The organism is Pseudomonas synxantha, assembly GCF_900105675.1.
GTDB classification, from domain to species: Bacteria; Pseudomonadota; Gammaproteobacteria; order Pseudomonadales; family Pseudomonadaceae; genus Aquipseudomonas; species Aquipseudomonas synxantha.
The window spans coordinates 5460565-5483492 of the sequence record NZ_LT629786.1; the positions used below are offsets into that span (position 1 = coordinate 5460565).

The 22928-nt window shown below is 58.9% G+C and carries 23 protein-coding genes; 11 read left to right on the forward strand and 12 right to left on the reverse strand.

Annotation, left to right across the window (positions count from 1 at the left end; translation table 11 throughout):
* Positions 1 to 178: 178 nt before the first annotated feature.
* The gene (gene tyrS / locus BLU48_RS25340) at positions 179 to 1378 is read right to left on the reverse strand and encodes a tyrosine--tRNA ligase (protein ID WP_057022960.1); all 1200 of its coding nucleotides are present in this window, start codon (positions 1376 to 1378) and stop codon (positions 179 to 181) included.
* Between the two features lie 209 nt (positions 1379 to 1587).
* Between tyrS and BLU48_RS25345 the strand changes: the two genes are divergently transcribed.
* A complete protein-coding gene (locus BLU48_RS25345) occupies positions 1588 to 3000 on the forward strand; it encodes a peptidoglycan DD-metalloendopeptidase family protein (RefSeq protein ID WP_057022959.1) in 1413 nt (470 codons plus the stop codon).
* A gap of 3 nt (positions 3001 to 3003) precedes the next feature.
* Entirely contained in the window at positions 3004 to 4095 is a 1092-nt protein-coding gene (locus BLU48_RS25350) for an anhydro-N-acetylmuramic acid kinase (protein ID WP_057022958.1), read from the forward strand.
* A 74-nt stretch (positions 4096 to 4169) separates the two neighbouring features.
* Here BLU48_RS25350 and erpA read toward each other — a convergent pair whose 3' ends face one another.
* Together erpA and argC are read right to left on the reverse strand one after the other, a co-directional pair.
* On the reverse strand, positions 4170 to 4520 hold the full coding sequence (gene erpA, locus BLU48_RS25355; RefSeq protein ID WP_003176443.1) for an iron-sulfur cluster insertion protein ErpA: 351 nt from the start codon (positions 4518 to 4520) through the stop codon (positions 4170 to 4172).
* 165 nt (positions 4521 to 4685) lie between these two features.
* Positions 4686 to 5720, reverse strand: coding sequence for an N-acetyl-gamma-glutamyl-phosphate reductase (gene argC / locus BLU48_RS25360; RefSeq protein ID WP_057013901.1), 1035 nt, complete (start codon positions 5718 to 5720; stop codon positions 4686 to 4688).
* 134 nt (positions 5721 to 5854) lie between these two features.
* Between argC and hemJ the strand changes: the two genes are divergently transcribed.
* The 6 genes from hemJ (at position 5855) to coq7 (ending at position 10269) form a co-directional block, all read left to right on the forward strand.
* The gene (hemJ, locus tag BLU48_RS25365; protein WP_057022957.1) at positions 5855 to 6283 is read left to right on the forward strand and encodes a protoporphyrinogen oxidase HemJ; all 429 of its coding nucleotides are present in this window, start codon (positions 5855 to 5857) and stop codon (positions 6281 to 6283) included.
* Between the two features lie 24 nt (positions 6284 to 6307).
* The gene (locus BLU48_RS25370) at positions 6308 to 7270 is read left to right on the forward strand and encodes an NAD(P)H-dependent flavin oxidoreductase (protein ID WP_057013903.1); all 963 of its coding nucleotides are present in this window, start codon (positions 6308 to 6310) and stop codon (positions 7268 to 7270) included.
* A gap of 68 nt (positions 7271 to 7338) precedes the next feature.
* The gene (locus tag BLU48_RS25375) at positions 7339 to 8301 is read left to right on the forward strand and encodes a DUF805 domain-containing protein (RefSeq protein ID WP_056846878.1); all 963 of its coding nucleotides are present in this window, start codon (positions 7339 to 7341) and stop codon (positions 8299 to 8301) included.
* 62 nt (positions 8302 to 8363) lie between these two features.
* Positions 8364 to 9152, forward strand: coding sequence for an SDR family NAD(P)-dependent oxidoreductase (locus tag BLU48_RS25380; RefSeq protein ID WP_046069777.1), 789 nt, complete (start codon positions 8364 to 8366; stop codon positions 9150 to 9152).
* Between the two features lie 46 nt (positions 9153 to 9198).
* Complete coding sequence (locus BLU48_RS25385) at positions 9199 to 9537, forward strand: histidine triad nucleotide-binding protein (RefSeq protein WP_017128660.1); 339 nt, start codon at positions 9199 to 9201, stop codon at positions 9535 to 9537.
* Positions 9538 to 9621: 84 nt separating this feature from the next.
* Positions 9622 to 10269 carry a 2-polyprenyl-3-methyl-6-methoxy-1,4-benzoquinone monooxygenase gene (coq7, locus tag BLU48_RS25390; RefSeq protein ID WP_056846879.1) on the forward strand — a complete coding sequence of 216 codons (648 nt, stop codon included), beginning with the start codon at positions 9622 to 9624 and terminating at the stop codon, positions 10267 to 10269.
* Positions 10270 to 10338: 69 nt separating this feature from the next.
* Here the strand turns inward: coq7 and BLU48_RS25395 are convergent, their stop codons facing one another.
* Positions 10339 to 10761, reverse strand: a complete 423-nt coding sequence (locus BLU48_RS25395) for an OsmC family protein (protein WP_003194686.1) — start codon at positions 10759 to 10761, stop codon at positions 10339 to 10341.
* Positions 10762 to 11006: 245 nt separating this feature from the next.
* Between BLU48_RS25395 and crp the strand changes: the two genes are divergently transcribed.
* Complete coding sequence (gene crp / locus BLU48_RS25400; protein WP_005792020.1) at positions 11007 to 11651, forward strand: cAMP-activated global transcriptional regulator CRP; 645 nt, start codon at positions 11007 to 11009, stop codon at positions 11649 to 11651.
* On the opposite strand, the gene BLU48_RS25405 is transcribed toward crp, so the two are convergent.
* From BLU48_RS25405 to BLU48_RS25420, 4 genes are all read right to left on the reverse strand, one after another.
* Positions 11648 to 12343 (reverse strand): lipoate--protein ligase family protein, encoded by a 696-nt coding sequence (locus BLU48_RS25405; RefSeq protein ID WP_046069779.1) that lies wholly within the window; start codon positions 12341 to 12343, stop codon positions 11648 to 11650. The two genes, crp and BLU48_RS25405, sit on opposite strands and share 4 nt — an antisense overlap.
* Before the next feature lie 142 nt (positions 12344 to 12485).
* Positions 12486 to 13322 (reverse strand): indole-3-glycerol phosphate synthase TrpC, encoded by an 837-nt coding sequence (gene trpC, locus BLU48_RS25410; RefSeq protein WP_057022956.1) that lies wholly within the window; start codon positions 13320 to 13322, stop codon positions 12486 to 12488.
* Complete coding sequence (trpD, locus tag BLU48_RS25415) at positions 13319 to 14368, reverse strand: anthranilate phosphoribosyltransferase (protein ID WP_043051166.1); 1050 nt, start codon at positions 14366 to 14368, stop codon at positions 13319 to 13321. The genes trpC and trpD overlap by 4 nt, the downstream gene beginning before the upstream one ends.
* 9 nt (positions 14369 to 14377) lie before the next feature.
* Positions 14378 to 14971: an aminodeoxychorismate/anthranilate synthase component II gene (locus tag BLU48_RS25420; protein ID WP_046069781.1), complete on the reverse strand. Its 594-nt coding sequence runs from the start codon at positions 14969 to 14971 to the stop codon at positions 14378 to 14380.
* A gap of 412 nt (positions 14972 to 15383) precedes the next feature.
* On the opposite strand from BLU48_RS25420, the gene estP reads away from it, so the two are divergent.
* Positions 15384 to 17306 carry an esterase EstP gene (estP, locus tag BLU48_RS25425; protein WP_057022955.1) on the forward strand — a complete coding sequence of 641 codons (1923 nt, stop codon included), beginning with the start codon at positions 15384 to 15386 and terminating at the stop codon, positions 17304 to 17306.
* Positions 17307 to 17428: 122 nt separating this feature from the next.
* On the opposite strand, the gene trpE is transcribed toward estP, so the two are convergent.
* From trpE to BLU48_RS25445, 4 genes are all read right to left on the reverse strand, one after another.
* Complete coding sequence (trpE, locus tag BLU48_RS25430) at positions 17429 to 18910, reverse strand: anthranilate synthase component I (protein ID WP_057022954.1); 1482 nt, start codon at positions 18908 to 18910, stop codon at positions 17429 to 17431.
* Between the two features lie 68 nt (positions 18911 to 18978).
* Positions 18979 to 19797, reverse strand: a complete 819-nt coding sequence (locus BLU48_RS25435) for a phosphoglycolate phosphatase (RefSeq protein ID WP_057022953.1) — start codon at positions 19795 to 19797, stop codon at positions 18979 to 18981.
* A complete protein-coding gene (gene rpe / locus BLU48_RS25440; protein WP_046069785.1) occupies positions 19794 to 20468 on the reverse strand; it encodes a ribulose-phosphate 3-epimerase in 675 nt (224 codons plus the stop codon). Before rpe ends, BLU48_RS25435 begins: the two co-directional genes overlap by 4 nt.
* A gap of 83 nt (positions 20469 to 20551) precedes the next feature.
* Positions 20552 to 21700: an iron-containing alcohol dehydrogenase gene (locus BLU48_RS25445; RefSeq protein ID WP_043051160.1), complete on the reverse strand. Its 1149-nt coding sequence runs from the start codon at positions 21698 to 21700 to the stop codon at positions 20552 to 20554.
* Between the two features lie 227 nt (positions 21701 to 21927).
* Here BLU48_RS25445 and BLU48_RS25450 point away from each other — a divergent pair, with 227 nt between their 5' ends.
* Positions 21928 to 22902, forward strand: a complete 975-nt coding sequence (locus tag BLU48_RS25450) for an alpha/beta hydrolase family protein (RefSeq protein WP_057022952.1) — start codon at positions 21928 to 21930, stop codon at positions 22900 to 22902.
* The last annotated feature ends 26 nt before the right edge of the window (positions 22903 to 22928 follow it).

The window sequence follows — 22928 nt, forward strand, 5'->3', positions numbered from 1 at the left end:
TTACACGCTGCTGTCAACACCTCTTTTTCAACTTCCTTTGGGCTTCGATGAACTGAAGCTACTTGCTGCCGAAAACTTCATAACTCATTGTTTACCAAGGAGTTTTACGTTTCGACTGCGCCGGAAGTGGGGCGAATTATAGACAGATATAATTCGCCGTCAACACCTAATTTCAGTCTTATTCGGATTTGAGCGTAATGCGCGCAAATGCTTTCTTTCCTGCCTGGCACACATGAGTAGCGCCCAGCTCGTATATAAAGGTGCGATCAACTACCTCACCATCTATACGCACGCCGCCCGACCCCAAGAGATCACGAGCGACCGCCGAGTTCTTTACCAGGCCCGCCTTATTAAGAACAGCCGCAATCGGCATCGCCTCAACAGCCGTCAACTCAATTTCCGGCAGATCGTCAGGCAGCTCGCCATCCTTCATACGATTACCCGCAGCGCGGTGAGCATTGGCCGCAGCCTCCTCACCATGGAAGCGCGCAACAATCTCTTCTGCCAGCTTGATCTTCACATCGCGAGGATTGGCACCTGCCTCTACATCCGCACGCAGCGCGTTAATTTCGTCCATCGAGCGGAAGCTCAACAGTTCGAAGTAACGCCACATCAAAGCATCCGGAATGGAAACCAGCTTGCCGTACATCACACCCGGCGCTTCCTGAATGCCAACATAGTTACCCAAGGACTTGGACATCTTCTTGACGCCATCCAACCCCTCAAGCAACGGCATGGTCAGAATGCACTGAGCCTCCTGACCATATGCACGCTGCAGCTCACGCCCCATCAGCAGGTTGAACTTCTGATCGGTGCCGCCCAGCTCAACATCCGCACGCAGCGCTACTGAGTCATACCCCTGAACAAGCGGGTAAAGGAACTCATGGATCGCGATTGGCTGATTGGTGGAGTAGCGTTTGTCGAAGTCATCGCGCTCGAGCATGCGCGCCACAGTGTACTGGGAGGTCAGGCGAATGAAGTCTGCCGGCCCCATCTCATCCATCCAGGTGGAGTTGAACGCCACCTCGGTCTTGGCTGGATCAAGGATCTTGAATACCTGTGTCTTATAGGTCTCGGCATTATCGAGCACCTGCTCGCGAGTCAGCGGCGGGCGCGTCGCGCTCTTGCCACTCGGATCACCAATCATTCCGGTGAAGTCACCAATGAGGAAGATGACCTGGTGACCCAACTCCTGGAACTGACGCAGCTTATTAATAAGCACGGTGTGACCCAGGTGCAGATCCGGCGCGGTCGGATCAAAGCCAGCCTTGATACGCAGGGGCTGGCCGCGCTTGAGCTTTTCGATCAGCTCAGACTCGACCAACAGTTCGTCCGCACCACGTTTTATCAGCGCTAGCTGCTCTTCAACCGACTTCATAACAGACCCGCAAGGCTCAGATTCAAAAGGGAACCAACCATACAAGATCAGGGACTAATTACAAGTTTTGCCCTGCGCACGGACACCGTTCAGCAAGCCCAGCATTCGCGAGCTTGCGCCACAGATGATTTGGTTATATTTTATACAGTTATTTCATCTTCATCATGTCATTCATCTTTTCCATTTCATCTTCAAAGTCAAAATTACCTATGACCACTGAACCGTCTAAAGCGCCGCCGCTTTACCCGAAGACCCACCTGCTCGCCGCAAGTGGTATCGCCGCCCTTCTCAGCCTGGCACTCCTGGTATTCCCTTCCAGTGACGTAGAAGCCAAACGAACATCCCTTAGCCTCGACCTCGAGAGCCCTGTTGAGCAACTGACACAAGATCAAGACGCTTCCGACGCCCAACAAGCCACAAATACCTCGACCGAATCGCCTTTCGCACACATCGAAAGCGCGCCCGAAGACACCCAACAAGCCACCCAGGACCAACCTGCGGTAGCCGCAGCCAAGAGCCCTCAGCATCGCGAGGTCATCGTCAGCAGAGGCGACACGCTATCAACGCTGTTCGAAAAGGTCGGACTGCCTGCCGCTACCGTCACCGAGGTGTTGGCCAGCGATAAGCAAGCCAAGCAATTTACCCAGCTCAAACACGGTCAAAAGCTTGAGTTCGAACTGACGCCCGACGGGCAGTTGAACAACCTGCACACCAGCATCAGCGACCTGGAAAGCATCAGCCTGAGCAAAGGCGCCAAAGGCTTTGCCTTCAACCGCATCACCACCAAGCCGGTCATGCGTTCAGCCTATGTACACGGCGTGATCAACAGCTCCCTGTCGCAATCGGCCGCCCGCGCAGGCCTTTCGCACAGCATGACCATGGACATGGCCAGCGTATTTGGCTACGACATCGACTTCGCCCAGGACATCCGCCAGGGTGACGAATTCGACGTAATCTACGAGCAAAAAGTCGCCAACGGCAAAGTAGTAGGCACAGGCAACATTCTCTCTGCACGCTTCACCAACCGCGGCAAAACCTACACCGCTGTGCGCTACACGAACAAACAAGGCAATAGCAGCTATTACACCGCTGATGGCAACAGCATGCGCAAGGCCTTCATCCGCACACCTGTGGACTTCGCCCGTATTAGCTCGCGTTTTTCCATGGGTCGCAAGCATCCAATTCTGAATAAAATCCGCGCGCACAAGGGCGTCGACTATGCCGCTCCGCGCGGTACGCCTATCAAGGCAGCTGGCGACGGCAAAGTACTGTTGGCGGGACGTCGCGGCGGTTACGGCAATACGGTGATCATCCAGCACGGCAATACCTACCGAACGCTGTATGGCCACATGCAAGGGTTCGCCAAGGGCGTCAAGACAGGCGGCAACGTGAAACAGGGCCAAGTCATCGGCTACATCGGCACTACTGGCCTGTCCACAGGGCCGCACTTGCACTATGAGTTCCAGGTCAATGGCGTACACGTTGACCCATTGGGCCAGAAGCTGCCAATGGCCGACCCGATCGCCAAAGCCGAACGTGCGCGCTTCATGCAACAGAGCCAACCGCTGATGGCGCGGATGGATCAAGAGCGCTCCACCTTGCTGGCTTCGGCGAAGCGTTAAGGTATGCCGCTCTATATCGGTGTGATGTCCGGGACCAGCCTCGACGGCCTGGATATCGCCCTCATTGAACAAGGCACGGCGATCAATCTGATCGCCACCCGCTACATTCCCATGCCCGACACCTTGCGCACTGAGCTATTGAGCCTGTGCGCCAGCGGCCCTGATGAAATCGCCCGGTCTGCTATTGCCCAGCAACAGTGGGTCACGCTGGCCGCCCAAGGCATCCACGCCTTGCTGGATCAGCACAACTTGAAGCCTCAAGACATTCGCGCGATTGGCAGCCATGGCCAGACGATTCGCCACGAACCCGCCCGAGGCTTCACCGTGCAGATCGGCAACCCCGCCCTGCTCACTGAGCTGACTGGCATCACCGTAGTCAGCGACTTCCGCAGCCGTGATGTTGCCGCTGGCGGCCAGGGTGCGCCCTTGGTTCCTGCGTTTCATGAAGCCTTGTTCGGCGAACACACGGGCAACCGCGCGGTGTTGAATATTGGCGGGTTCAGCAACCTCAGCCTGATTGAGACGAACAAACCTGTCGCCGGCTTCGACTGCGGCCCGGGCAACGTCCTCCTGGATGCCTGGATTCACCTGCAGCGCGGCGAACACTTTGATCGCGACGGGCAATGGGCTGCCAGCGGCAAGGTCCAGCCCCGGCTACTCAACACATTGCTCAGCGACCCGTTCTTCTTGACCAAAGGCCCAAAAAGTACAGGTCGCGAAGTATTCAACCTCGCCTGGCTGCAGGAGCACCTTGCCCGTTTGCCTGTGTTTGAACCCCAGGACGTACAGGCCACGTTACTGGAACTGACGGCCCTCACCATCGTCGAGTCCCTGCAAAGCGCCCAACCAACCACAGAGACCTTGCTGATCTGCGGCGGCGGCGCCCATAACAAAACACTGATGGATCGATTGACAGCGCTGTTGCCCACCACCCACGTCAGCAGCACAGCCACCTACGGCGTAGACCCCGACTGGGTAGAAGCCATGGCCTTCGCCTGGCTGGCTCATTGCTGCCTGGAAGGCATCGCCGCCAACCGCCCCAGTGTCACAGGTGCCAGCGGCCTTCGGGTACTCGGCGCGATCTACCCCGCCTGAAGCCCAGACAGCAAAACGCCGCCTGGCTTAATCAAAGCCCGGCGGCGTTTTTTTGTTGCGGACGAGGTGACCGATCAGATCGAGAACGAAGACCCACAACCACAGGTAGTGGTGGCATTAGGGTTCTTGATCACGAAACGCGAGCCTTCCAGACCTTCCTGGTAATCCACCTCGGCACCTGCCAGGTATTGGAAACTCATCGGGTCCACGACAAGGCTGACGCCCTCGCGCTCGACGATGGTGTCGTCATCGGCCACATCTTCATCGAAGGTAAAACCGTACTGAAACCCTGAACAACCGCCGCCCGTAACGAATACGCGCAGCTTCAAGCGATCATTACCCTCTTCATCGACCAGGCTCTTCACCTTGTGCGCAGCACCGTGGGTAAATTGCAAAGCCGTGGGGGTGAAGGACTCAACGCTCATGCTGATAATCTCCCGGCGTAGCGCCGTCATATGCGTAATGGCCGGTATTATCCGCTTCTCCTAGAAAAGCGGTCAACTATTGTTACGGCATATCAATCCGAGCAGCCGCCATTAAAAACGCAAAAGGCCCGATCAGCGGGCCTTTTGCGCAACAGCCTATCAGCGTTAAGGCAGCATGCCCGCATGGGAGAGACCCAGCTTCTCATCCAGGCCGAACAGGATGTTCATGTTCTGCACCGCCTGGCCCGACGCGCCCTTGACCAGGTTGTCGATCACCGACAGCACCACGACCAGGTCGCCATCCTGCGGGCGATGCACTGCAATACGGCACACATTGGCGCCACGCACACTGCGGGTTTCCGGATGGCTGCCCGCCGGCATTACATCGACGAACGGCTCATTGGCATAACGCTTTTCAAACAATGCCTGAAGGTCTACCGAGCGGTCAGTAACGGTCGCATACAGCGTGGAGTGAATCCCACGGATCATCGGAGTCAGGTGTGGCACGAAGGTCAGGCCCACGTCCTTGCCGGCAGCGCGACGCAGCCCCTGGCGGATTTCTGGCAAGTGACGATGCCCCTTTACCGCATAGGCTTTCATGCTTTCCGACGTTTCAGAGTACAGAGAACCTACCGCCGCGCCGCGCCCCGCCCCGCTGACACCCGACTTGCAGTCGGCGATCAGGCGCGAAGCATCCGCCAAACCAGCTTCCAGCAATGGCAGGAAGCCCAGTTGCGTAGCAGTCGGATAGCAACCCGGTACCGCAATCAGGCGTGCTTGCTTGATCTGCTCACGATTGACTTCCGGCAGGCCGTAGACCGCCTCCTCCAGCAACTGCGGCGCACCGTGGGGCTGGCCGTACCATTTGGCCCACTCATCGGCATCCTGCAGGCGGAAGTCCGCCGACAGGTCGATGACCTTTGTACCGGCCGCCAACAACTCACCCGCCAACGCATGGGCAACACCGTGAGGCGTGGCAAAGAACACCACATCGCAGGCGCCCAGGGTCTTGATATCCGGCACGCTGAACGCCAGGCCGTCATAGTGGCCTCGCAGGTTCGGGTACATATCGGCCACGGCCAGCCCAGCTTCGGATCGGGAAGTGATGACCACCACCTCAGCCTGCGGATGCTGGGCCAACAGACGCAGCAATTCGACACCGGTGTAACCCGTGCCGCCGACAATACCGACCTTGACCATAAACCTGCCCTCAACGAACCCACTGGAAAGCCGTCGATAATAGGGGCCGCATCGTTCTGCGACAACCGTCAACGTGACGTACGGGCGCATGAGCCACTACTATCTTCGTTACCGTGAACCTGGGAATAACTAAAATGCTCTATCTATGGATAAAAGCCTTCCACATCGTCAGCATCGTCTGCTGGTTTGCCGGGCTGTTCTATCTGCCGCGACTGTTCGTCTACCACGCTCAAAGCGAAGACACCGCCAGCAAAGAACGCTTCAGTGTCATGGAGCGCAAACTGTACCGGGGCATCATGGGGCCGGCGATGGTTGCCACACTGGTCTTCGGCATCTGGATGCTGGCGCTCAATCCAGGCATTTTCCAATCCGGTGCCTGGATCCACGCCAAGTTGACCTTGGTCGTGCTACTTATCGGCTACCACCATATGTGCGGCGCGCAGGTGAAACGCTTCGCCCGTGGCGAGAACACCCGCAGCCATGTCTTTTATCGCTGGTTCAATGAGGTGCCGGTTCTGATATTGCTGGCTATCGTAATTTTGGTCGTGGTCAAACCGTTCTAACTTCAATTACTCGGGGAACCTCCAATGTCGCTGCCCGCTTTGCTGGAACAACGTCTGCGCCTGCCCGTGGTGGCTGCGCCGATGTTTCTGATCTCCAACCCGCAACTGGTCCTGGCCTGCTGTCGCAACGGGGTGGTTGGGAGCTTCCCGGCGCTCAACCAACGCGAGAGCAGCGGTTTCAAGGCTTGGCTGGAAGAAATCGAAGCTGGCCTGGCGCAGCTGGACAACCCAGCGCCCTATGCCGTGAACCTGATCGTGCATAACAGCAACCCCCGGCTGGAGGCCGATTTGGCGATCTGTGTGGAGCACAAGGTGCCTATCGTCATTACCAGCCTCGGTGCGGTGAAGGAATTGGTAGATGCCGTCCACAGCTACGGCGGCCTGGTGTTTCATGACGTCACGACCCGACGCCATGCCGAGAAAGCCGCTGAGGCGGGCGTCGATGGCCTGATCGCCGTAGCCGCTGGTGCCGGCGGCCATGCTGGCACCTGGAGTCCCTTCTCGCTGATTGCCGAAATTCGCCAATTCTTCGACAAAACCCTGCTGCTGGCCGGTTGCCTCAACCACGGCCACGAAATTCTCGCAGCCCAGTTGCTGGGAGCCGACTTGGCGTATTTCGGCACGCGCTTTATCGGTACTACCGAAAGCCACGCGCCAGATGCCTATAAAGAGATGCTGCTCACATCGCGCGCCGCCGACATCGTGCACACTCCCGCAGTCTCCGGCGTACCTGCGAGCTTTATGCGCCAGAGCCTGGAAAATGCCGGTTTCGACCTCGCCGCGCTGCAAGGCAAAGGTGAAGTCAATTTCGGCTCCAAACTCAAACCATTGAGTGATGAGGCCAAAGCGTGGAAAACTGTATGGTCCGCCGGTCAGGGCGTCGGTGAAATCGATGATTTACCCAGCGTCGATGAACTCGTCGCCCGCCTGGATGCCGAATACCGCAAAGCACGCGAGCATGCCGCGCAACTGCGCTGGCCACGCTGACCCACTGCACGGCCCGCCGATTGGACGGGCCTGCACACCTTCCCTGATTAAGTGACAAGGATGCCCGCATGAGCGACAACCGTTTCAAGATTGTGTTTGACGGAGCCTTGCTCCCGGGTGTCGAAAGCACCACCGCCAAGCTGAACCTCGCCGAGCTGTTCAAGAGTGATGTCGAGGCGATTGAAAAACTCTTTACCGGCCGCCCGGTCGCGCTCAAACGCGACCTTTCCCGCCCCGATGCCGAAACCTATCTGACGGCATTGAAAAACGCCGGGGTCGACGCACGCATCGAAGCCGAACAACCCGTAGCATTCAGCCTGGCCGAAACCCACGAGACGAGCTCTCCTGGCTCCGACTTTTCCCGCTCCGAAGCTTCACCTTATGCCCCGCCACGCGCTGCGGTTGGCGATGACTTGCCGGAGTTCGCCACCCTCAAGGTATTCACCATAAACGGGCGCATCGGCCGCCTGCGTTACCTGGCCTGGACGCTGGCACTGACCGTCGCGATGCTTGTGGCTGCTGGCATCATCAGTACCGTCGGCTTCGCGGTGGCGACTGCCTCGCCAACAATCGCCATCATTCTCGGCTCGCTGCTGGGTTTCGCGCTATTTGTTGGACTCGTCGTGGTGAGCGTGCAAATCGGTGTGCAGCGCCTGCACGACCTGGGCTGGTCTGGCTGGCTGTACTTGCTGAACCTGGTTCCACTGGTCAATAGCGTTTTCCCTATCCTGTTGCTGGTATTGCCGGGGAACGCGGGTGCCAACCAATACGGCGCACCGCCACCACCGAACTCTACAGCGGTGAAAATCCTGGCCTCGCTGTGGCTGGCGTTTATTCCATTGATGCTCATCATCGGCCTGACCCTGGGCATGAACGGTTATCTGGACCAACTTGAAGCCAATATGGACAGCAGTTACGAAAGCAGCTCCATCACCTCCGATGAAGACGTCGACCAAAGCGTGATTGTGGATGAAGCCGCAGCGCAAAGTGCTGACGACGCGGCCGAACCTGTAGACTCTCCAGAACAGTGAAGAAACGCCCGCCACCTGTGATGCCACTGTCACAGGTCGGCGGCGTTGCGATGGAGAAAGGCATGACCCGTTACGCTCTGATCACCGGTGCCTCCAGCGGCATCGGCCTGGCTTTGGCCGAAGCCCTGGCTCGACGCGGCCGCAGCTTGATTCTGGTGGCCCGCCAGCGTGATCAGTTGGAAAGCATTGCATTGGAATTGACCCAACGCTTCGGCGTCGAGGTGCTGTTTCGTGCCTGCGACCTGGGCGAGCCGCTGCGTTTGTCCGGTTTTTTGCTGGAGCTTGAAGAGGGCGAGCGACAGATTGATCTTTTGGTCAACTGCGCCGGCATTGGTACCAGCGGGCCGTTCCTGGCCCAGGACTGGATGACCGAGCAGGACCTGATCGAAGTCAACATCCTGGCCCTGACCCGCATGTGCCATGCCCTCGGCAATGCCATGGCGCTGCACGGTGGCGGGCAGATTCTAAACGTTGCTTCGGTCGCAGCCTTCCAACCGGGCCCATGGATGAGCAGCTACTACGCCAGCAAAGCCTATGTACTGCACTTTTCAGAAGGCTTGCGCGAAGAGTTGAAGACGTGTGGCATCAAGGTCTCGGTACTTTGCCCGGGCCCTACGCGCACCGCCTTCTTCGGCACCGCGCAGATGGATACGGCGAAACTTGACCACAGCCAGCAACTGATGAGCCCGGAAGAAGTCGCGCTCTACACTGTGCGCGCGCTGGAAAAGAACAAAGCCATCATCATTCCCGGGCGCCGCAACCGCTGGCTCGCATTCAGCCCACGCCTCAGCCCGCGTTGGCTGACCCGCAAGATTGCCGGCGCCATCAACAAGGCCTATTGCCCGCGCTGATCGCCTGGGTACACTCACCCTGCATTTTCATAATGGAGAAACAGCTGTGGATACTCTGTTCACCAAGATCATCAACAGAGAAATACCCGCGAAGATCATCTATGAAGATGATCAAGTCCTCGCCTTCCACGATATCGCCCCGCAGGCGCCGGTACATTTTCTGGTTATTCCGAAAAAGCCCGTCCGCACCCTGAATGATCTGACTGAAGATGATAAGGCCTTGGCCGGCCATATCCTCTTTACAGCCCAACGCCTGGCCCTGGAGCTAGGTTGTGAAGAGGGTTTTCGGGTCGTGATGAATTGCAATGAGTTGGGCGGGCAGACCGTTTATCACATCCATATGCATGTGCTCGGTCAGCGTCAGATGAACTGGCCGCCAGGCTGAGGGCCGGAGTCGAATTGACTCAGCGCAAACGCTTCGCCCTCTCTTGCGGTAAACTGGCCGCCGAGATTCTTCCCGGAGGTCAGCATGACTACCCAACGTCACTACTCGCCGATTGACCGTCTGTTGCTGCAAGCCGACATGGCCATGCGCACACTGCTGCCATTCAGCGGCCAACCCTACCGCCCATCGCCCGCCATCGTGCAGCCCGATGCGCAGCTGAGCGAAACGGATACCCGTCACGTGGCCGGCCTGATGCGTATCAACCATACGGGTGAAGTCTGTGCCCAGGCGCTGTATCAAGGCCAGGCGCTGACCGCCAAGTTGCCGCAGGTACGTGCAGCGATGGAGCATGCAGCCGAGGAAGAGATCGACCATCTGGCCTGGTGCGAACAGCGTATCCGCCAGTTGGGCAGCCACCCCAGCGTTCTGAACCCACTGTTTTATGGCTTGTCGTTTGGTATCGGCGCTGCCGCCGGGTTGATCAGCGACAAAGTCAGCCTCGGATTTGTCGCCGCGACGGAACATCAGGTCTGCAAGCACCTGGATGAACATCTGGAGCAGCTGCCGGCCGAAGACGAAAAGTCCCGGGCGATTCTTGAGCAGATGCGCATCGATGAAGAACACCATGCAGAAAGCGCTCTAGACGCCGGCGGCTTCCGTTTTCCAGCACCGGTGAGGTTCGGAATGAGCCTGATGGCCAAGGTCATGACCAAAAGCACCTATAGAATCTAAAAGTGCGTCAAATTCAAACCGGAAAAAGGGCGCTCGCAGCGCCCTTTCTCTTGCCTGCGATTCCAGCAGTCAGCCCAACTCGATGATTTCGTAATCATGAGTGATGACCACACCTGCGGCACCCAGCATGATCGACGCCGAGCAGTACTTCTCGGCGGACAACTCAATGGCACGCTTGACCTGGGCTTCCTTGAGCGCACGGCCCTTGACCACGAAATGCATATGGATCTTGGTAAATACCTTGGGGTCCTCAGTGGCGCGCTCGGCTTCCAGAAAGGCTTCGCAGCTTTCCACGGCCTGGCGCGACTTCTTCAGGATGCTGACCACATCGAAATTGCTGCAACCACCGACGCCCAGCAGCAACATTTCCATCGGGCGCACCCCAAGGTTACGGCCTCCGGCTTCCGGCGGGCCGTCCATGACCACCACATGACCGCTACCCGACTCACCGAGGAACATGGCTTCGCCCGCCCATTGGATGCGTGCCTTCATCGCCCAGACTCCACTGCTAAAAAAGGGTCGCCAGCTTAGCACAGGGCCTCAAAACCGCAGCGCTCTGGCTGAATTTGATAAATCACAGCGTTTGCCAAGCAATTTCGCTAATCGAGGCAGAATGTGTCTGGTAAGCTGGCGCCAAATCAATGGCGCATTGCCATGATTTTACAGTGCGTATCAATATTGAGACCACTGAATAAAAACAACGCCAACCACACCGCGCAGTCTTTCGGGAAACAACCATGGTTGCTCTTACTCCCACACCCAAGATCAAGAACCTCGACAAGCTGTTGATGCATTGCCAGCGCCGACGTCATCCGGCCAAGCACAACATCATCTGCGCCGGCGAGCGCTCAGAAACCCTGTTTTTCATTATCAAGGGCTCGGTCACCATCCTGATCGAGGATGAAGACGGCCGCGAAATGATCATCGCGTACCTGAACACCGGAGATTTTTTCGGGGAGTTGGGGTTGTTTGAGCAGGCGGGCAAGGAACAGGAGCGCAGTGCTTGGGTACGCACCAAGGTTGAGTGCGAAGTCGCCGAGATCAGCTATGCGAAATTTCGCGAACTGGCCCAGCATGATCCGGATATCTTGTATGCCCTGAGCGGCCAGATCGCCCAACGCCTGCGTGATACCACGCGCAAGGTCGGCGACCTGGCGTTCTTCGATGTCACCGGTCGCGTAGCGCGCTGCCTGCTGGAGTTGTGCAAACAGCCCGACGCCATGACCCATCCCGACGGCATGCAGATCAAGGTCACGCGCCAGGAGATCGGGCGTATTGTCGGCTGTTCACGGGAAATGGTCGGTCGTGTGCTCAAGGACCTGGAAGAGCGCAACCTGGTACATGTCAAAGGCAAGACGATGGTGGTATTCGGCACCCGCTAACCCGGCAGGAAGCTGGCCAGCATTTGACGGTACAACCTGTCGAGCCGACTGATCGCATCCGGTGCGGGAAACGCTTCGTGCAGGGCGATATGGCTCTCGGCACGCACCCGCTGTTCCAGGCCACAGGCTTGATTGAAGCGGTTGACCGCATTGATCAGTTCTTCACGATCGTTATCCAGCAACAAGGCGCCGTGGATCAAGCCCACCGGACGACCGCCACTTTGGCGCCAACGCTGGGCGGTACCGACCATCTTGCGGCCATTGAGATTAACGTTGTACCGACCATCGCAAAAAGCTCCGTCGATTTCGCCAACGGAGGCATCGCCGCCCAACTCGAGCAGAAAATCGCAGATCGGCTGGCACAAGCGCTGGTAACCGGTTTCGATGCGGCCTTGGTCGCCCTCACTGCGCGGCGGCGCATACACCAAGGCGATATTGACCGTGGCAGCGGACTGCGGCACGGGTTCACCCCCAGTTTCCCGCAGCAACACCGGCCAACCGGCATCCGCCGAGATTTGGCTGGCCACCGCAAATGCCGGCAGCCGACTCAAACGGCGCGGCATGACCAGCGCCTGATCGCTGGGCTGCCAGAACAACAGCCCGAAGTCCTGCTCGCCCGCGCCAACGGCTGCCAACAGCTGCTGCTCGGCGGCAAGGCCCGCTTCTACAGTCATGATCACGGGCTGAGTCATCGAACACCTACCTCTCAGATTAAACACAAGGCCCAATGTGGGAGGGGGCTTGCCCCCGATAGCGAACCGTCAGCCGACTGATCATCAACTGAAGGAATGCTATCGGGGCAGGCCCCCTCCCACATTTTTAGCGCATTTTGGATCAGTCTAATGTCGAACCGCTGACTGTCACGCCACGCTCTGGGAAGAACAGGCGTTGCAATTCCGCCCCTGGGTTCTCGGCACGCATGAACGTCTCGCCCACCAGGAACGAGTAGACGCCGCTGATTTCCATCAGCTCCACGTCGGCACGATTGACGATGCCACTTTCAGTAATCACCAAGCGATCACGGGGAATACGCGGCAACAGATCCAGGGTATTTTCCAGGCTGACTTCAAACGTATGCAGGTTACGGTTGTTGACCCCCACCAGCGGCGTGTCGAGGGTTTTCAGTGCGCGCTCAAGCTCGCCGCCGTCATGCACTTCGACCAGTACGTCAAGACCGACGCTTTTGGCCACCGCCGCCAACTCGGCCATCTTCACGTCATCCAGTGCGGAGACGATCAATAACACGCAGTCAGCGCCCAAGGCTCGGGCTTCGACGATCTGGTAAGGGTCAACCATGAAGTCCTTGCGGATCACCGGCAACTTGCATGCAGCACGAGCCTGTTGCAGGAACAGGTCGGAACCCTGGAAGTAATCAATATCGGTCAGCACGGACAGGCAAGTCGCACCGCCCTTCTCATAGCTGGCGGCGATTTCAGCCGGTACAAAGTTTTCGCGAATGACGCCTTTGCTCGGCGAGGCTTTTTTCACCTCGGCGATCACGGCCGGCTGCTTGAGCTTGGCCTGGGCGATCAAGGCATTGGCAAAACCCCGTGGCGCATCGGCGACCTTCGCCTGCGCCTCCAGCTCGGCCAGGCTAACGCGGGCGCGGCGCTCGGCCACCTCTTCGGCCTTTCGGGCCAGGATCTTTTCCAGAACGGTCGGCACACTCATCCTTCATTCTCCATCTTGAATACGGCAGTGAAGGCTCCCAGCTCTTCGAGCTTCTCACGAGCCAGACCAGTGTGCAGCGCATCGTGGGCCAAGGCGACACCTTCCTTAAGACTATAGGCGTGGTCGGCTGCGTAAAGTGCCGCGCCAGCATTCAGAACAATCATCTCCGCGGCCTTCTGACCGTTTTCGGTCTTACGGCGTCCCAGAGCATCACGAATCAGTTCCAGCGAAGCTGCCGGGCTTTCCACCGCCAAGCCGTGCAAGCTCTGACTCTTCATACCCAAGTCCTCAGGCTCGACCCAATACTCAGTGACCTCATCGTTCTTCAGCTCTGCGACAAAGGTCGGCGCCGCCAGGCTGAATTCGTCCAGGCCATCCTTGGAATGCACCACGAGCACATGCTTGCTGCCCAGACGCTGCAAGACTTCGGCCAGTGGCCGGCACAACGCCTGACTGAACACACCCACCACCTGATGCTTCACACCGGCCGGATTCGTAAGCGGGCCAAGCATGTTGAACAGGGTACGCAGGCCGAGGTCCTTGCGTGGGCCGGCAGCGTGCTTCATCGCGCCGTGATGGGACTGGGCAAACATGAAGCCAATGCCAACGCTGTCAATGCAGCGTGCTACTTGTACCGGCGTGAGGTTCAGGTAGATACCCGCCGCTTCCAGCAAATCGGCACTGCCGCTCTTGCCGGATACCGCACGGTTACCATGCTTGGCGACGGTGCAGCCAGCGGCAGCCACCACAAAAGATGAGGCTGTCGACACGTTGAAAATATTCGCACCGTCACCGCCGGTGCCGACCACATCGACAACGCCGTCGAGGGTCTTGAGTTCGACCCTGTCCGCCAGCTCACGCATCACCGACACCGCACCGACGATTTCATCGATGCTTTCGCTCTTCATGCGCATTGCCATCATAAAGGCGCCGATCTGCGCGTCGGTACATTGACCGGTCATGATCTCGCGCATCACATCGCTCATTTCGGCAGTGCTCAGGTCCAGATGACCGACGATACGGTTCAGGGCAGTCTTGATATCCATGAAAAGTCCTTAGCGCGTGCCGCCGCTCTGCTTGAGAAAGTTGGCGAACAGCTCGTAGCCCTGCTCGGTCAGGATTGATTCAGGGTGAAACTGCACCCCTTCGATATTCAGTGTCTTGTGACGCAGACCCATGATCTCATCGACCGAGCCGTCCTCCAGCTGGGTCCAGGCGGTCAACTCCAGGCATTCGGGCAAGGTTTCGCGCTTGACCACCAGCGAGTGATAACGGGTCACCGTCACGGGCAGGTTCAGGCCATGAAACACACCCAGATCCTTATGGAACACCGGGCTGGTCTTGCCATGCATGACTTGGCGCGCCCGTACCACGTCACCGCCAAACGCCTGGCCGATGGACTGATGGCCCAGGCATACGCCCAGGATCGGCAGCTTGCCGGCGAAATAGCTGATGGCTTCAAGAGAGATGCCCGCTTCGGTCGGCGTGCAAGGGCCTGGCGAAACCACGATACGCTCCGGATTCAGGGCGGCAATTTCGGCGACGGTCAGTTCATCGTTGCGCACGACCTTGACCTCGGCACCGAGCTCGCCAAGGTATTGCACAACGTTGTAGGTAAAGGAGTCGTAGTTATCAATCATCAGCAACATGTGGGGTTCAAGCCTCTTGAATTCACTGATTTCAAATGACGGCCTTCCTAGAGAGTGACCCGCTGCCAGACGCACGTTCCGATTGCCGGGGGTAGCCGGCAAGGGGCGTCAGACAACGGGTGAAGAAGGCAAATCGTTACAGGTCCGGCCGGGCCGGCGGAGAAAAATGTCAGGCGCGCCAACGCCAACGGGCGTGTGCCTTGACTACTCGCATCAAGAGTTTGCTGATGATCAACACGGGGAGGGTCTCATTCATACGTTCAGGCACAGTAACGTAGCCTAGCCAGCGGTGCAATATGGAGTAGTAAATACGGGGGGGAACGTAGGCGAATTCGGTATATCCCTACAGAAAATGCCAGAAGTTTTGCTAGTGTTTGAGTTCCGATACAAAAACAACCAAATGGAACCTTGCATGTTCAGACCAGCATTTTTCGCGCCCCTTGCCAGCTGTCTCTTGTCACTGGCATGCGCCCAGGCGTTCGCAGCGCCGTCACCGTATTCAACGATGGTGGTTTTTGGTGACAGCCTGGCCGATGCGGGCCAGTTTCCCGATGGCTCGAATGGCTCCACGCTACGCTTTACCAACCGCACAGGCCCGACATTCCAGGGTGAATACGGCCTGGTTTCATCGACCCTGTTGGGCGCGAAACTGGGAGTAGCCCCCAACGACTTGAACGCCTCCACCTCACCGGTTCGCGCAGCCCAGGGGTTGCCAGATGGCAACAACTGGGCCGTCGGTGGCTACCGTACCGACGATATCCTCGACTCCATTACCTCGGTTTCAGATGCCGCCATCCCACCCGGCAACCCTGGTGCGGGTACAGTTTTGCGCAGCCGCCAGGGATATCTGCCAGCCAACGGCGGACGGGCCGACCCCAATGCACTGTACTTTCTCTCCGGCGGCGGCAATGACTTCCTCCAAGGTCGCGTACTGAGCCCCGAACAAGCCATCGCCGCCGGCGGGCGCCTGGCTGAAAGCGCCCAGGCGCTGCAACAAGCCGGTGCGCGTTACATCATGGTGTGGATGTTGCCCGACCTTGGGTTGACACCGGCCATCAATGGCACCCCGCAGCAGGCCGCAACCTCGGCCCTGAGCACTATATTCAACCAGTCATTGGTCCAGCGCCTGTCGTACGTCGACGCCCAGGTTATCCCTTTGAATATCGCGTTGTTGCTGAAGGAAACCTTCGCCGATCCAGCGCGCTTCGGCCTGGCCACGGGGCAGAATCTGACCGGTACCTGTTTCAGCGGAAACAGTTGTACCGCCAACCCAACCTATGGCATCGGCGGCACCAACCCGGACCCGACCAAGCTGATCTACAACGACTCGGTCCACCCCACGGTGGCGGGACAACGGTTGATTGCCGACTATGCCTATTCACTGCTGGCGGCGCCCTGGGAGCTGACCTTACTGCCGGAAATGGCCCAAGGCACATTGCGCGCCCACCAGGACGAGCTACGCAATCAATGGCAAGCAGACAACGGCAACTGGCAAGCCGTCGGTCAATGGCGTGCAATCGTGGCCGGCGGTGGGCAGCGTCTGGATTTCGACGACCAGAGCAGTTCGGCCAGTGGCGACGGCAGCGGCTACAACCTGAATATCGGCGGCAGCTACCGGCTCGATGAAAACTGGCGCGTAGGGGTTGCCGCCGGCCTGTATCGACAGACACTGGAAGCTGGCACCAACGATTCGGACTACAAGCTCAACAGCTACATGGGCACGGCCTTCGCTCAATACCAGCAAAATCAATGGTGGGCCGATGCCGCCGTGACCGGCGGCAAACTGGACTTCGACAGCCTCAAGCGCAAGTTCGCCCTGGGCGTGAACGAAGCGTCCGAAAAAGGCGATACCGATGGCTGGCTCTGGGCCTTTAGCGGCCGGCTGGGCTACGACCTTGCTGCACCGGGCAGCGACTGGCACCTGTCGCCGTTCATCAGCGCCGATTATGCACGCGTCGAAGTGAATGGTTATTCGGAAAAAAACAGTCGCTCCACCGCACTGACCTTCGATGATCAACAACGCGACTCCAAGCGTCTTGGCGTCGGCCTGCAGGGCAGCTACCGCATCACACCGCAAACCCAGGTGTTCGGCGAAGTGGCTCACGAACACGAGTTCGAAAATGACACGCAGAAGGTGAATATTTCGCTCAACAGCGTGCAGGGAATCGACTTCAAGCTGGACGGGTATACGCCTCGCAGCAATTCCGATCGCTTGAGCCTGGGTGTCAGCCACAAGCTGACTCAGGACCTGGCGTTGCGGGCGGCGTATAACCTCAGGAAGGATGACAATTTGACCCAGCAAGGGGTCAATGTCGGGGTCAGTCTGGATTTCTAAATACTGCACAAAACAAATGTGGGAGCTGGCTTGCCTGCGATGGCGGTAGATCAGTCACTGAATATCTCGAGTGACACACCGCCATCGCGGGCAAGCCCGCTCCCACATTTTTTATTTCAGCTTTAGTCTTGTGGCGTTTGCTCCGCCAGCGCCACGGCACGGAACATCGCCCGGCGCTTGTTCAGGGTTTCTTCCCATTCAAGGGCCGGCACCGAGTCAGCCACAATCCCTCCTCCGGCCTGCACATGCAGCTCGCCGTCCTTGATCACCGCGGTGCGGATCGCAATCGCAGTGTCCATATTGCCGTTCCAGGCAAAATACCCCACGGCACCGCCATAGACACCACGCTTGACCGGCTCCAGTTCATCGATGATTTCCATGGCGCGGATCTTCGGCGCACCCGACAGCGTGCCCGCCGGCAAGATCGCCCGCAACGCATCCATCGCCGTCAATCCGGCTTTCAGTTCGCCGGTGACGTTGGACACGATATGCATCACGTTGGAATAGCGCTCGATGACCATCTTCTCGGTCAGTTTCACCGAGCCGATTTCAGAGACACGCCCGGTGTCGTTGCGGCCCAGGTCGATCAGCATCAGGTGCTCGGCGATTTCCTTATCGTCGCTGAGCAGGTCTTCTTCCAGCGCCACATCCGCCTCTTCGGTCGCGCCGCGCGGGCGAGTACCGGCGATCGGGCGAACGGTGATCAGGTTGTCTTCGACACGTACCAGCACTTCCGGCGAACTGCCTACGACATGGAAGTCGCCAAAATTGAAGAAGTACATGTAGGGGGTCGGATTGAAGCAACGCAGCGCCCGGTAGAGGTCAATCGGCGCAGCCTTGAAGTCGATGGACATACGTTGCGACGGCACCACCTGCATGCAGTCACCGGCAAGGATATATTCCTTGATGGTGTCGACCGCACGCTCGTAGTCGGCCTGGGTAAAGCTGGAACGGAACACCGGGTCGGCCGCCGGTGGTCGGCTGAGGTCCAGGCCGCGACGCGGGGCGATCGGCTGACGCAGTTTTTCCAGCAACGCTTCAAGGCTGGCCTGGCCTTGCTCGAAGGCGGCCTCTTGGGCAGGGTCGGCGAGAACAATCGCATGCATCTTGCCGGCAAGGTTGTCGAACACCACCACCGCGTCGGACACCATCAGCAAAATGTCCGGTACACCCAAAGGGTCCGGATTCGGACATTTCCCCAGGCGCTTTTCTACATAACGCACGCAGTCGTAGCCGAAATACCCCACCAAGCCACCGTTGAAACGCGGCAGGCCAGGAATAGTTGGCACGTTGTAGCGTGCCTTGAAGGTTTCGACAAAGGCCAGCGGGTCTTCTACGTCATGGCTTTCGATCTCGACGCCGTCATGGGTGATGCTCACATGATGGTCGTGTACCCGCAACACGGTGCGGCATGGCAGGCCGATGATCGAGTAACGGCCCCACTTCTCGCCGCCCTGTACCGACTCGAGCAGGTAGGAATTGGGCTCGTCGGCCAGTTTCAGGTAGATCGACAGTGGCGTATCGAAGTCGGCCAGGGTTTCGCAGGCCAGGGGAATACGGTTATAGCCGGCAGCGGCCAAACGCAGGAATTCTTCACGGATCATGGGGTGCCTCGTGGCATGAGGGACAAACGGTCAGGTAGGCAAACGTGCCGCAGCGCGGCGAGGATCAGTCAGGCGCGCCAACGCCAGCGGGCCAGGGCCTTGATGACTTTCATCCAGAGTTTGCGAGTAACCACCACGATGACGTTTCCAGAAGGGGACGGATCAATGTTGGGCAACGTTATCTCAGCGCCCGCTCCCAGGCAACCGGGGATTAACAGTCGCAGGTCGTCAATCACCAGGGCCGGCGATTCTTCTGCAATCGGCCGCCCATGGTTGTAGCCGTAGCTCAGGGCCACGCACTTGACTCCGGCGGCCTTTGCCGCCAGCACATCGCTGCGCGAATCGCCGACAAACAATGATTGGGACGCCGGGATATTGGCCATTTTCATCACGAAGAACAGCGCAGCCGGGTCAGGCTTCTTCTGCGGCAAGGTGTCGCCACCGATGATCCAGCGGAAATAACGACCGATCTTCATCTGGTCCAACAAGGGTGCGACAAAACGCTCCGGCTTGTTGGTGATCAAGGCCATTTCCACACCCTGCTTGCTCAACCATTTGAGCGTGTCACGCACACCGGGGTAGACAACGGTGAGCTCATGGCCATTTTCATAGGCCACATTGAACAACTCCAAGGCGTGTTCGGCCTCGACGTCATCTACGCCTTCGGCGTCGATATGGTTGGCAAGGGCCCGGCGCACCAGCATCTGCACACCGTTGCCCACCCATTCACGCACCGATTCGACCCCCGCCGGCTTGCGTCCCAGCTTGAGCAGCATCTCATCCACCGCCGCCGCCAGGTCGGGCACCGAATCGATCAAGGTACCGTCCAGATCGAACATCACCAGCCGTGGCAGTTTGCCGGGGAACAACTGCTCAAAGCCGCTCATGGACGCGCCAGCGCCAGTTCGGCGCGCATTTTGTCGATGACGGCCTGGTAGTCCGGGGCGTTGAAGATTGCTGAGCCAGCCACGAAGGTATCAGCGCCAGCAGCAGCGATCTCACGGATGTTGTTGACGTTAACCCCACCGTCGATTTCCAGGCGGATATCGCGGCCGGACGCATCGATCAGTGCGCGAGCTTCGCGCAGCTTGTTCAGGGTGCCCGGGATGAACTTCTGTCCGCCGAAACCTGGGTTGACGCTCATCAGCAAGACCATGTCGACCTTGTCCATCACGTACTCAAGCACGCTCAGCGGGGTGGCCGGATTGAACACCAGGCCGGCCTTGCAGCCGCCTTCGTGGATCAGTTGCAGGGTACGGTCGACATGCAACGACGCCTCCGGGTGGAAGGTGATGTAGGTCGCGCCGGCCTCAACGAAGTCGCCGATGATGCGGTCCACCGGGCTGACCATCAGGTGCGCGTCGATCGGTGCGGTGATGCCGTACTTGCGCAGCGCGGCGCAGACCATCGGGCCGATGGTCAGGTTGGGCACGTAGTGATTGTCCATGACATCGAAGTGCACGAAGTCGGCGCCGGCGGCCAACACTTTGTCCACTTCTTCACCCAGGCGGGCGAAGTCGGCGGAGAGAATCGATGGAGCGATGACGAAGGGCTGCATGACGCACCTTTTTGAGCTAAATCACGATGGCGCGCATTGTATACCTCATGCTTTGCTGCGCGCACGGTGACCTATCTCAATGGTTAATAAGCCGCTCGGTAGATTTTCTCGATATCCGCCGCGCTGAGCTGACGCGGATTATTGCGCATCAGGCGCTCGATACCTGCCGCCTCCGTGGCCATGGACGCAATGGCATCCTCGGGCACTCCGAAACTGCGCAGCCCCGCCGGGATCTCCACTGCGGCACACAAGCGCGTCATGGCCTCCACGGCACGGTCGGCAGCATCGTTGACACTCAAGCCGGCCACGTTCACACCCATGGCCTGAGCAATATCCTGCATTCGTTCAACACATGCCAATTTGTTCCAATGCATCACATAGGGCAGCAGCAGCGCATTGCTCACACCATGGGCGATATTGAAGCGCCCACCCAGCGGATACGCCAGCGCATGCACGGCGCCGACCCCAGCGTTACCAAAGGCCATGCCGGCCATGAGGCTGGCGGTGGCCATGTCGTCACGGGCCTGCAGATTGGCCGGATTGGCGTAAGCCTTGGGCAGCGCGCGGGCAATCAACTTGATCGCACCGATGGCCAGGGCGTCGGTAATCGGTGAGGCATTCAGTGACAGGTAGGATTCGATGGCATGCACCAAGGCATCCACACCACTGGCGGCAGTGACGCTGCGCGGGCAGGTCAGGGTCATTTGCGGGCTGATCAGCGCCACATCCGGCAGCAGGTAGTCGCTGACGATGCCTTTTTTCAGCTGTGCGGCCTTGTCGGAGAGGATCGCCACATTGGTCACTTCCGAGCCGGTGCCGGCCGTGGTGGGGATGGCGATCAGCGGCGGGCCCTTGCGCGGCACCTGGTCGACGCCGAACAAGTCCGCCAGCGCGCCGTGGTAGCCGGCATAGGCTGCCACGCTCTTGGCAATATCAATGGCACTGCCGCCGCCCACGCCAATAAGACCGTCATGCCCACCCTCGCGATACGCACGCATGCAGTCTTCGACGATGGCGATTTCCGGGTCAGGCAGCACACGATCAAAAATTTCGTAGGCGCGATCACCCAGGTGCTCCAGGGCCAACGCTACGGTGCCGGACTTGACCAGCGCGGCATCGGTGACGATCAGCGGGTTATCGACATCCAGGCGCGTGAGCTCAGCGGCCAGTTGTTCAATGGCGCCCGCGCCGGTCAGCAGTTTGTGGGCGATCTTGAATGAGGAAGTACTCATGTGCGCGGCCTCTTATTAATGTTGGGCTGGCACAAGAATAGCTGCCCACAGGATGTTGTCTGCCATTCATTGGCTGAATGGTCAGAGGGCTCAGACGACGCCCTACCCTTCAAGGCAAACTACAAACAGCCGATAACGAGTTGAACGCGAAAACCACTCCTCACGCCACTGACAAATACCGACCAACCCATTAGGCTGCTGGAATCACTTCTGGCCGGGAATTAACGATGCTTTTTCCTCACCACTCGGCACTGTCAGCATTGTGCCTATCGCTACTATTGACCAGCGCCCCGCCCGTGCAGGCCGCCGAAGCGCCAGCGCCTGCAGACGAAAAACCGGTTGAACGCCACCCCCTGCCCGAGCGTAGCCAGGCAGAAGCCAGCGCGCTCGAACGGCAGGTGCCGCCACAGGAACAACAACAGTTGCAGGCTGGCAGCGATTCGTTTTTGGCACTCTGGAAACCTGCCAACAGTGCCGAAGCTGAAGGTGTGGTGATTATTGTGCCAGGGGCCGGAGAGAACGCTGACTGGCCGCAAGCCATCGCCCCCTTGCGGAGCAAGTTACCAGACGCCCACTGGGGTACCCTGAGCCTGTCGTTGCCGGACGTGAATGTGGACACTCTGCCGCCACGCGTCATCGAGCCGCCCAAGGCTGCGGTCGATACCAGCAGCAAGGAGGGCAGCACGGCGGCCAAACCCGTCGAACAGGCCGCCAGCGCCGAGGCCGAAGGTACTGACCCGGCGGTGGTACCGGGCGCGGATGAACAGGACAAGACCGACGCCAAGCGCATCTTCGACCGTATCGATGCCGCCGTCGCCTTTGCCCAGACCCAGAGCGCCCGCAGCGTGGTCTTGCTCGGCCATGGCACCGGCGCCTGGTGGGCGGCACGTTACCTGGGCGAGAAACAGCCCTCGCAGGTGCAGAAATTGGTCATGGTGGCCGGAAAGACGCCCGCCGCCCGTCAACCAGACCTGCAACAACTGGCGCCGAGCTTGAAAGTGCCTACGGCGGATGTGTTCTATCAAGATGGCGCCCAGGAACGCAAAAACGCCCAGGAACGCATTCAGGCCGCCAAACGCTCGAAAAATGACGCCTATAAGCAGGTATCACTCACGGCTTTGCCCGGCAATAGCGCAGCAGAGCAGGAACAGTTGTATCGGCGGGTTCGTGGGTGGCTGAGCCCGCAGGCCGGCGCCGACTGATCACAAATTCGAAATCAATATAGACC

Bases quoted from the DNA above. Each gene is read 5' to 3' on its own strand.
- BLU48_RS25370 (WP_057013903.1), top strand. From the start codon at position 6,308: ATGTCGCTGCCCGCTTTGCTGGAACAACGTCTGCGCCTGCCCGTGGTG.
- trpD (WP_043051166.1), bottom strand. From the start codon at position 14,368: ATGGATATCAAGACTGCCCTGAACCGTATCGTCGGTCATCTGGACCTG.
- rpe (WP_046069785.1), bottom strand. From the start codon at position 20,468: ATGCAGCCCTTCGTCATCGCTCCATCGATTCTCTCCGCCGACTTCGCC.
- BLU48_RS25445 (WP_043051160.1), bottom strand. From the start codon at position 21,700: ATGAGTACTTCCTCATTCAAGATCGCCCACAAACTGCTGACCGGCGCG.
- trpC (WP_057022956.1), bottom strand. From the start codon at position 13,322: ATGAGTGTGCCGACCGTTCTGGAAAAGATCCTGGCCCGAAAGGCCGAA.
- erpA (WP_003176443.1), bottom strand. From the start codon at position 4,520: ATGAGCGTTGAGTCCTTCACCCCCACGGCTTTGCAATTTACCCACGGT.
- BLU48_RS25350 (WP_057022958.1), top strand. From the start codon at position 3,004: ATGCCGCTCTATATCGGTGTGATGTCCGGGACCAGCCTCGACGGCCTG.
- BLU48_RS25380 (WP_046069777.1), top strand. From the start codon at position 8,364: ATGACCCGTTACGCTCTGATCACCGGTGCCTCCAGCGGCATCGGCCTG.
- BLU48_RS25450 (WP_057022952.1), top strand. From the start codon at position 21,928: ATGCTTTTTCCTCACCACTCGGCACTGTCAGCATTGTGCCTATCGCTA.
- argC (WP_057013901.1), bottom strand. From the start codon at position 5,720: ATGGTCAAGGTCGGTATTGTCGGCGGCACGGGTTACACCGGTGTCGAA.
- BLU48_RS25375 (WP_056846878.1), top strand. From the start codon at position 7,339: ATGAGCGACAACCGTTTCAAGATTGTGTTTGACGGAGCCTTGCTCCCG.
- crp (WP_005792020.1), top strand. From the start codon at position 11,007: ATGGTTGCTCTTACTCCCACACCCAAGATCAAGAACCTCGACAAGCTG.
- estP (WP_057022955.1), top strand. From the start codon at position 15,384: ATGTTCAGACCAGCATTTTTCGCGCCCCTTGCCAGCTGTCTCTTGTCA.
- BLU48_RS25395 (WP_003194686.1), bottom strand. From the start codon at position 10,761: ATGAAGGCACGCATCCAATGGGCGGGCGAAGCCATGTTCCTCGGTGAG.
- coq7 (WP_056846879.1), top strand. From the start codon at position 9,622: ATGACTACCCAACGTCACTACTCGCCGATTGACCGTCTGTTGCTGCAA.
- trpE (WP_057022954.1), bottom strand. From the start codon at position 18,910: ATGATCCGTGAAGAATTCCTGCGTTTGGCCGCTGCCGGCTATAACCGT.
- hemJ (WP_057022957.1), top strand. From the start codon at position 5,855: ATGCTCTATCTATGGATAAAAGCCTTCCACATCGTCAGCATCGTCTGC.
- BLU48_RS25420 (WP_046069781.1), bottom strand. From the start codon at position 14,971: ATGTTGCTGATGATTGATAACTACGACTCCTTTACCTACAACGTTGTG.
- BLU48_RS25405 (WP_046069779.1), bottom strand. From the start codon at position 12,343: ATGACTCAGCCCGTGATCATGACTGTAGAAGCGGGCCTTGCCGCCGAG.
- BLU48_RS25435 (WP_057022953.1), bottom strand. From the start codon at position 19,797: ATGAGCGGCTTTGAGCAGTTGTTCCCCGGCAAACTGCCACGGCTGGTG.
- BLU48_RS25345 (WP_057022959.1), top strand. From the start codon at position 1,588: ATGACCACTGAACCGTCTAAAGCGCCGCCGCTTTACCCGAAGACCCAC.
- tyrS (WP_057022960.1), bottom strand. From the start codon at position 1,378: ATGAAGTCGGTTGAAGAGCAGCTAGCGCTGATAAAACGTGGTGCGGAC.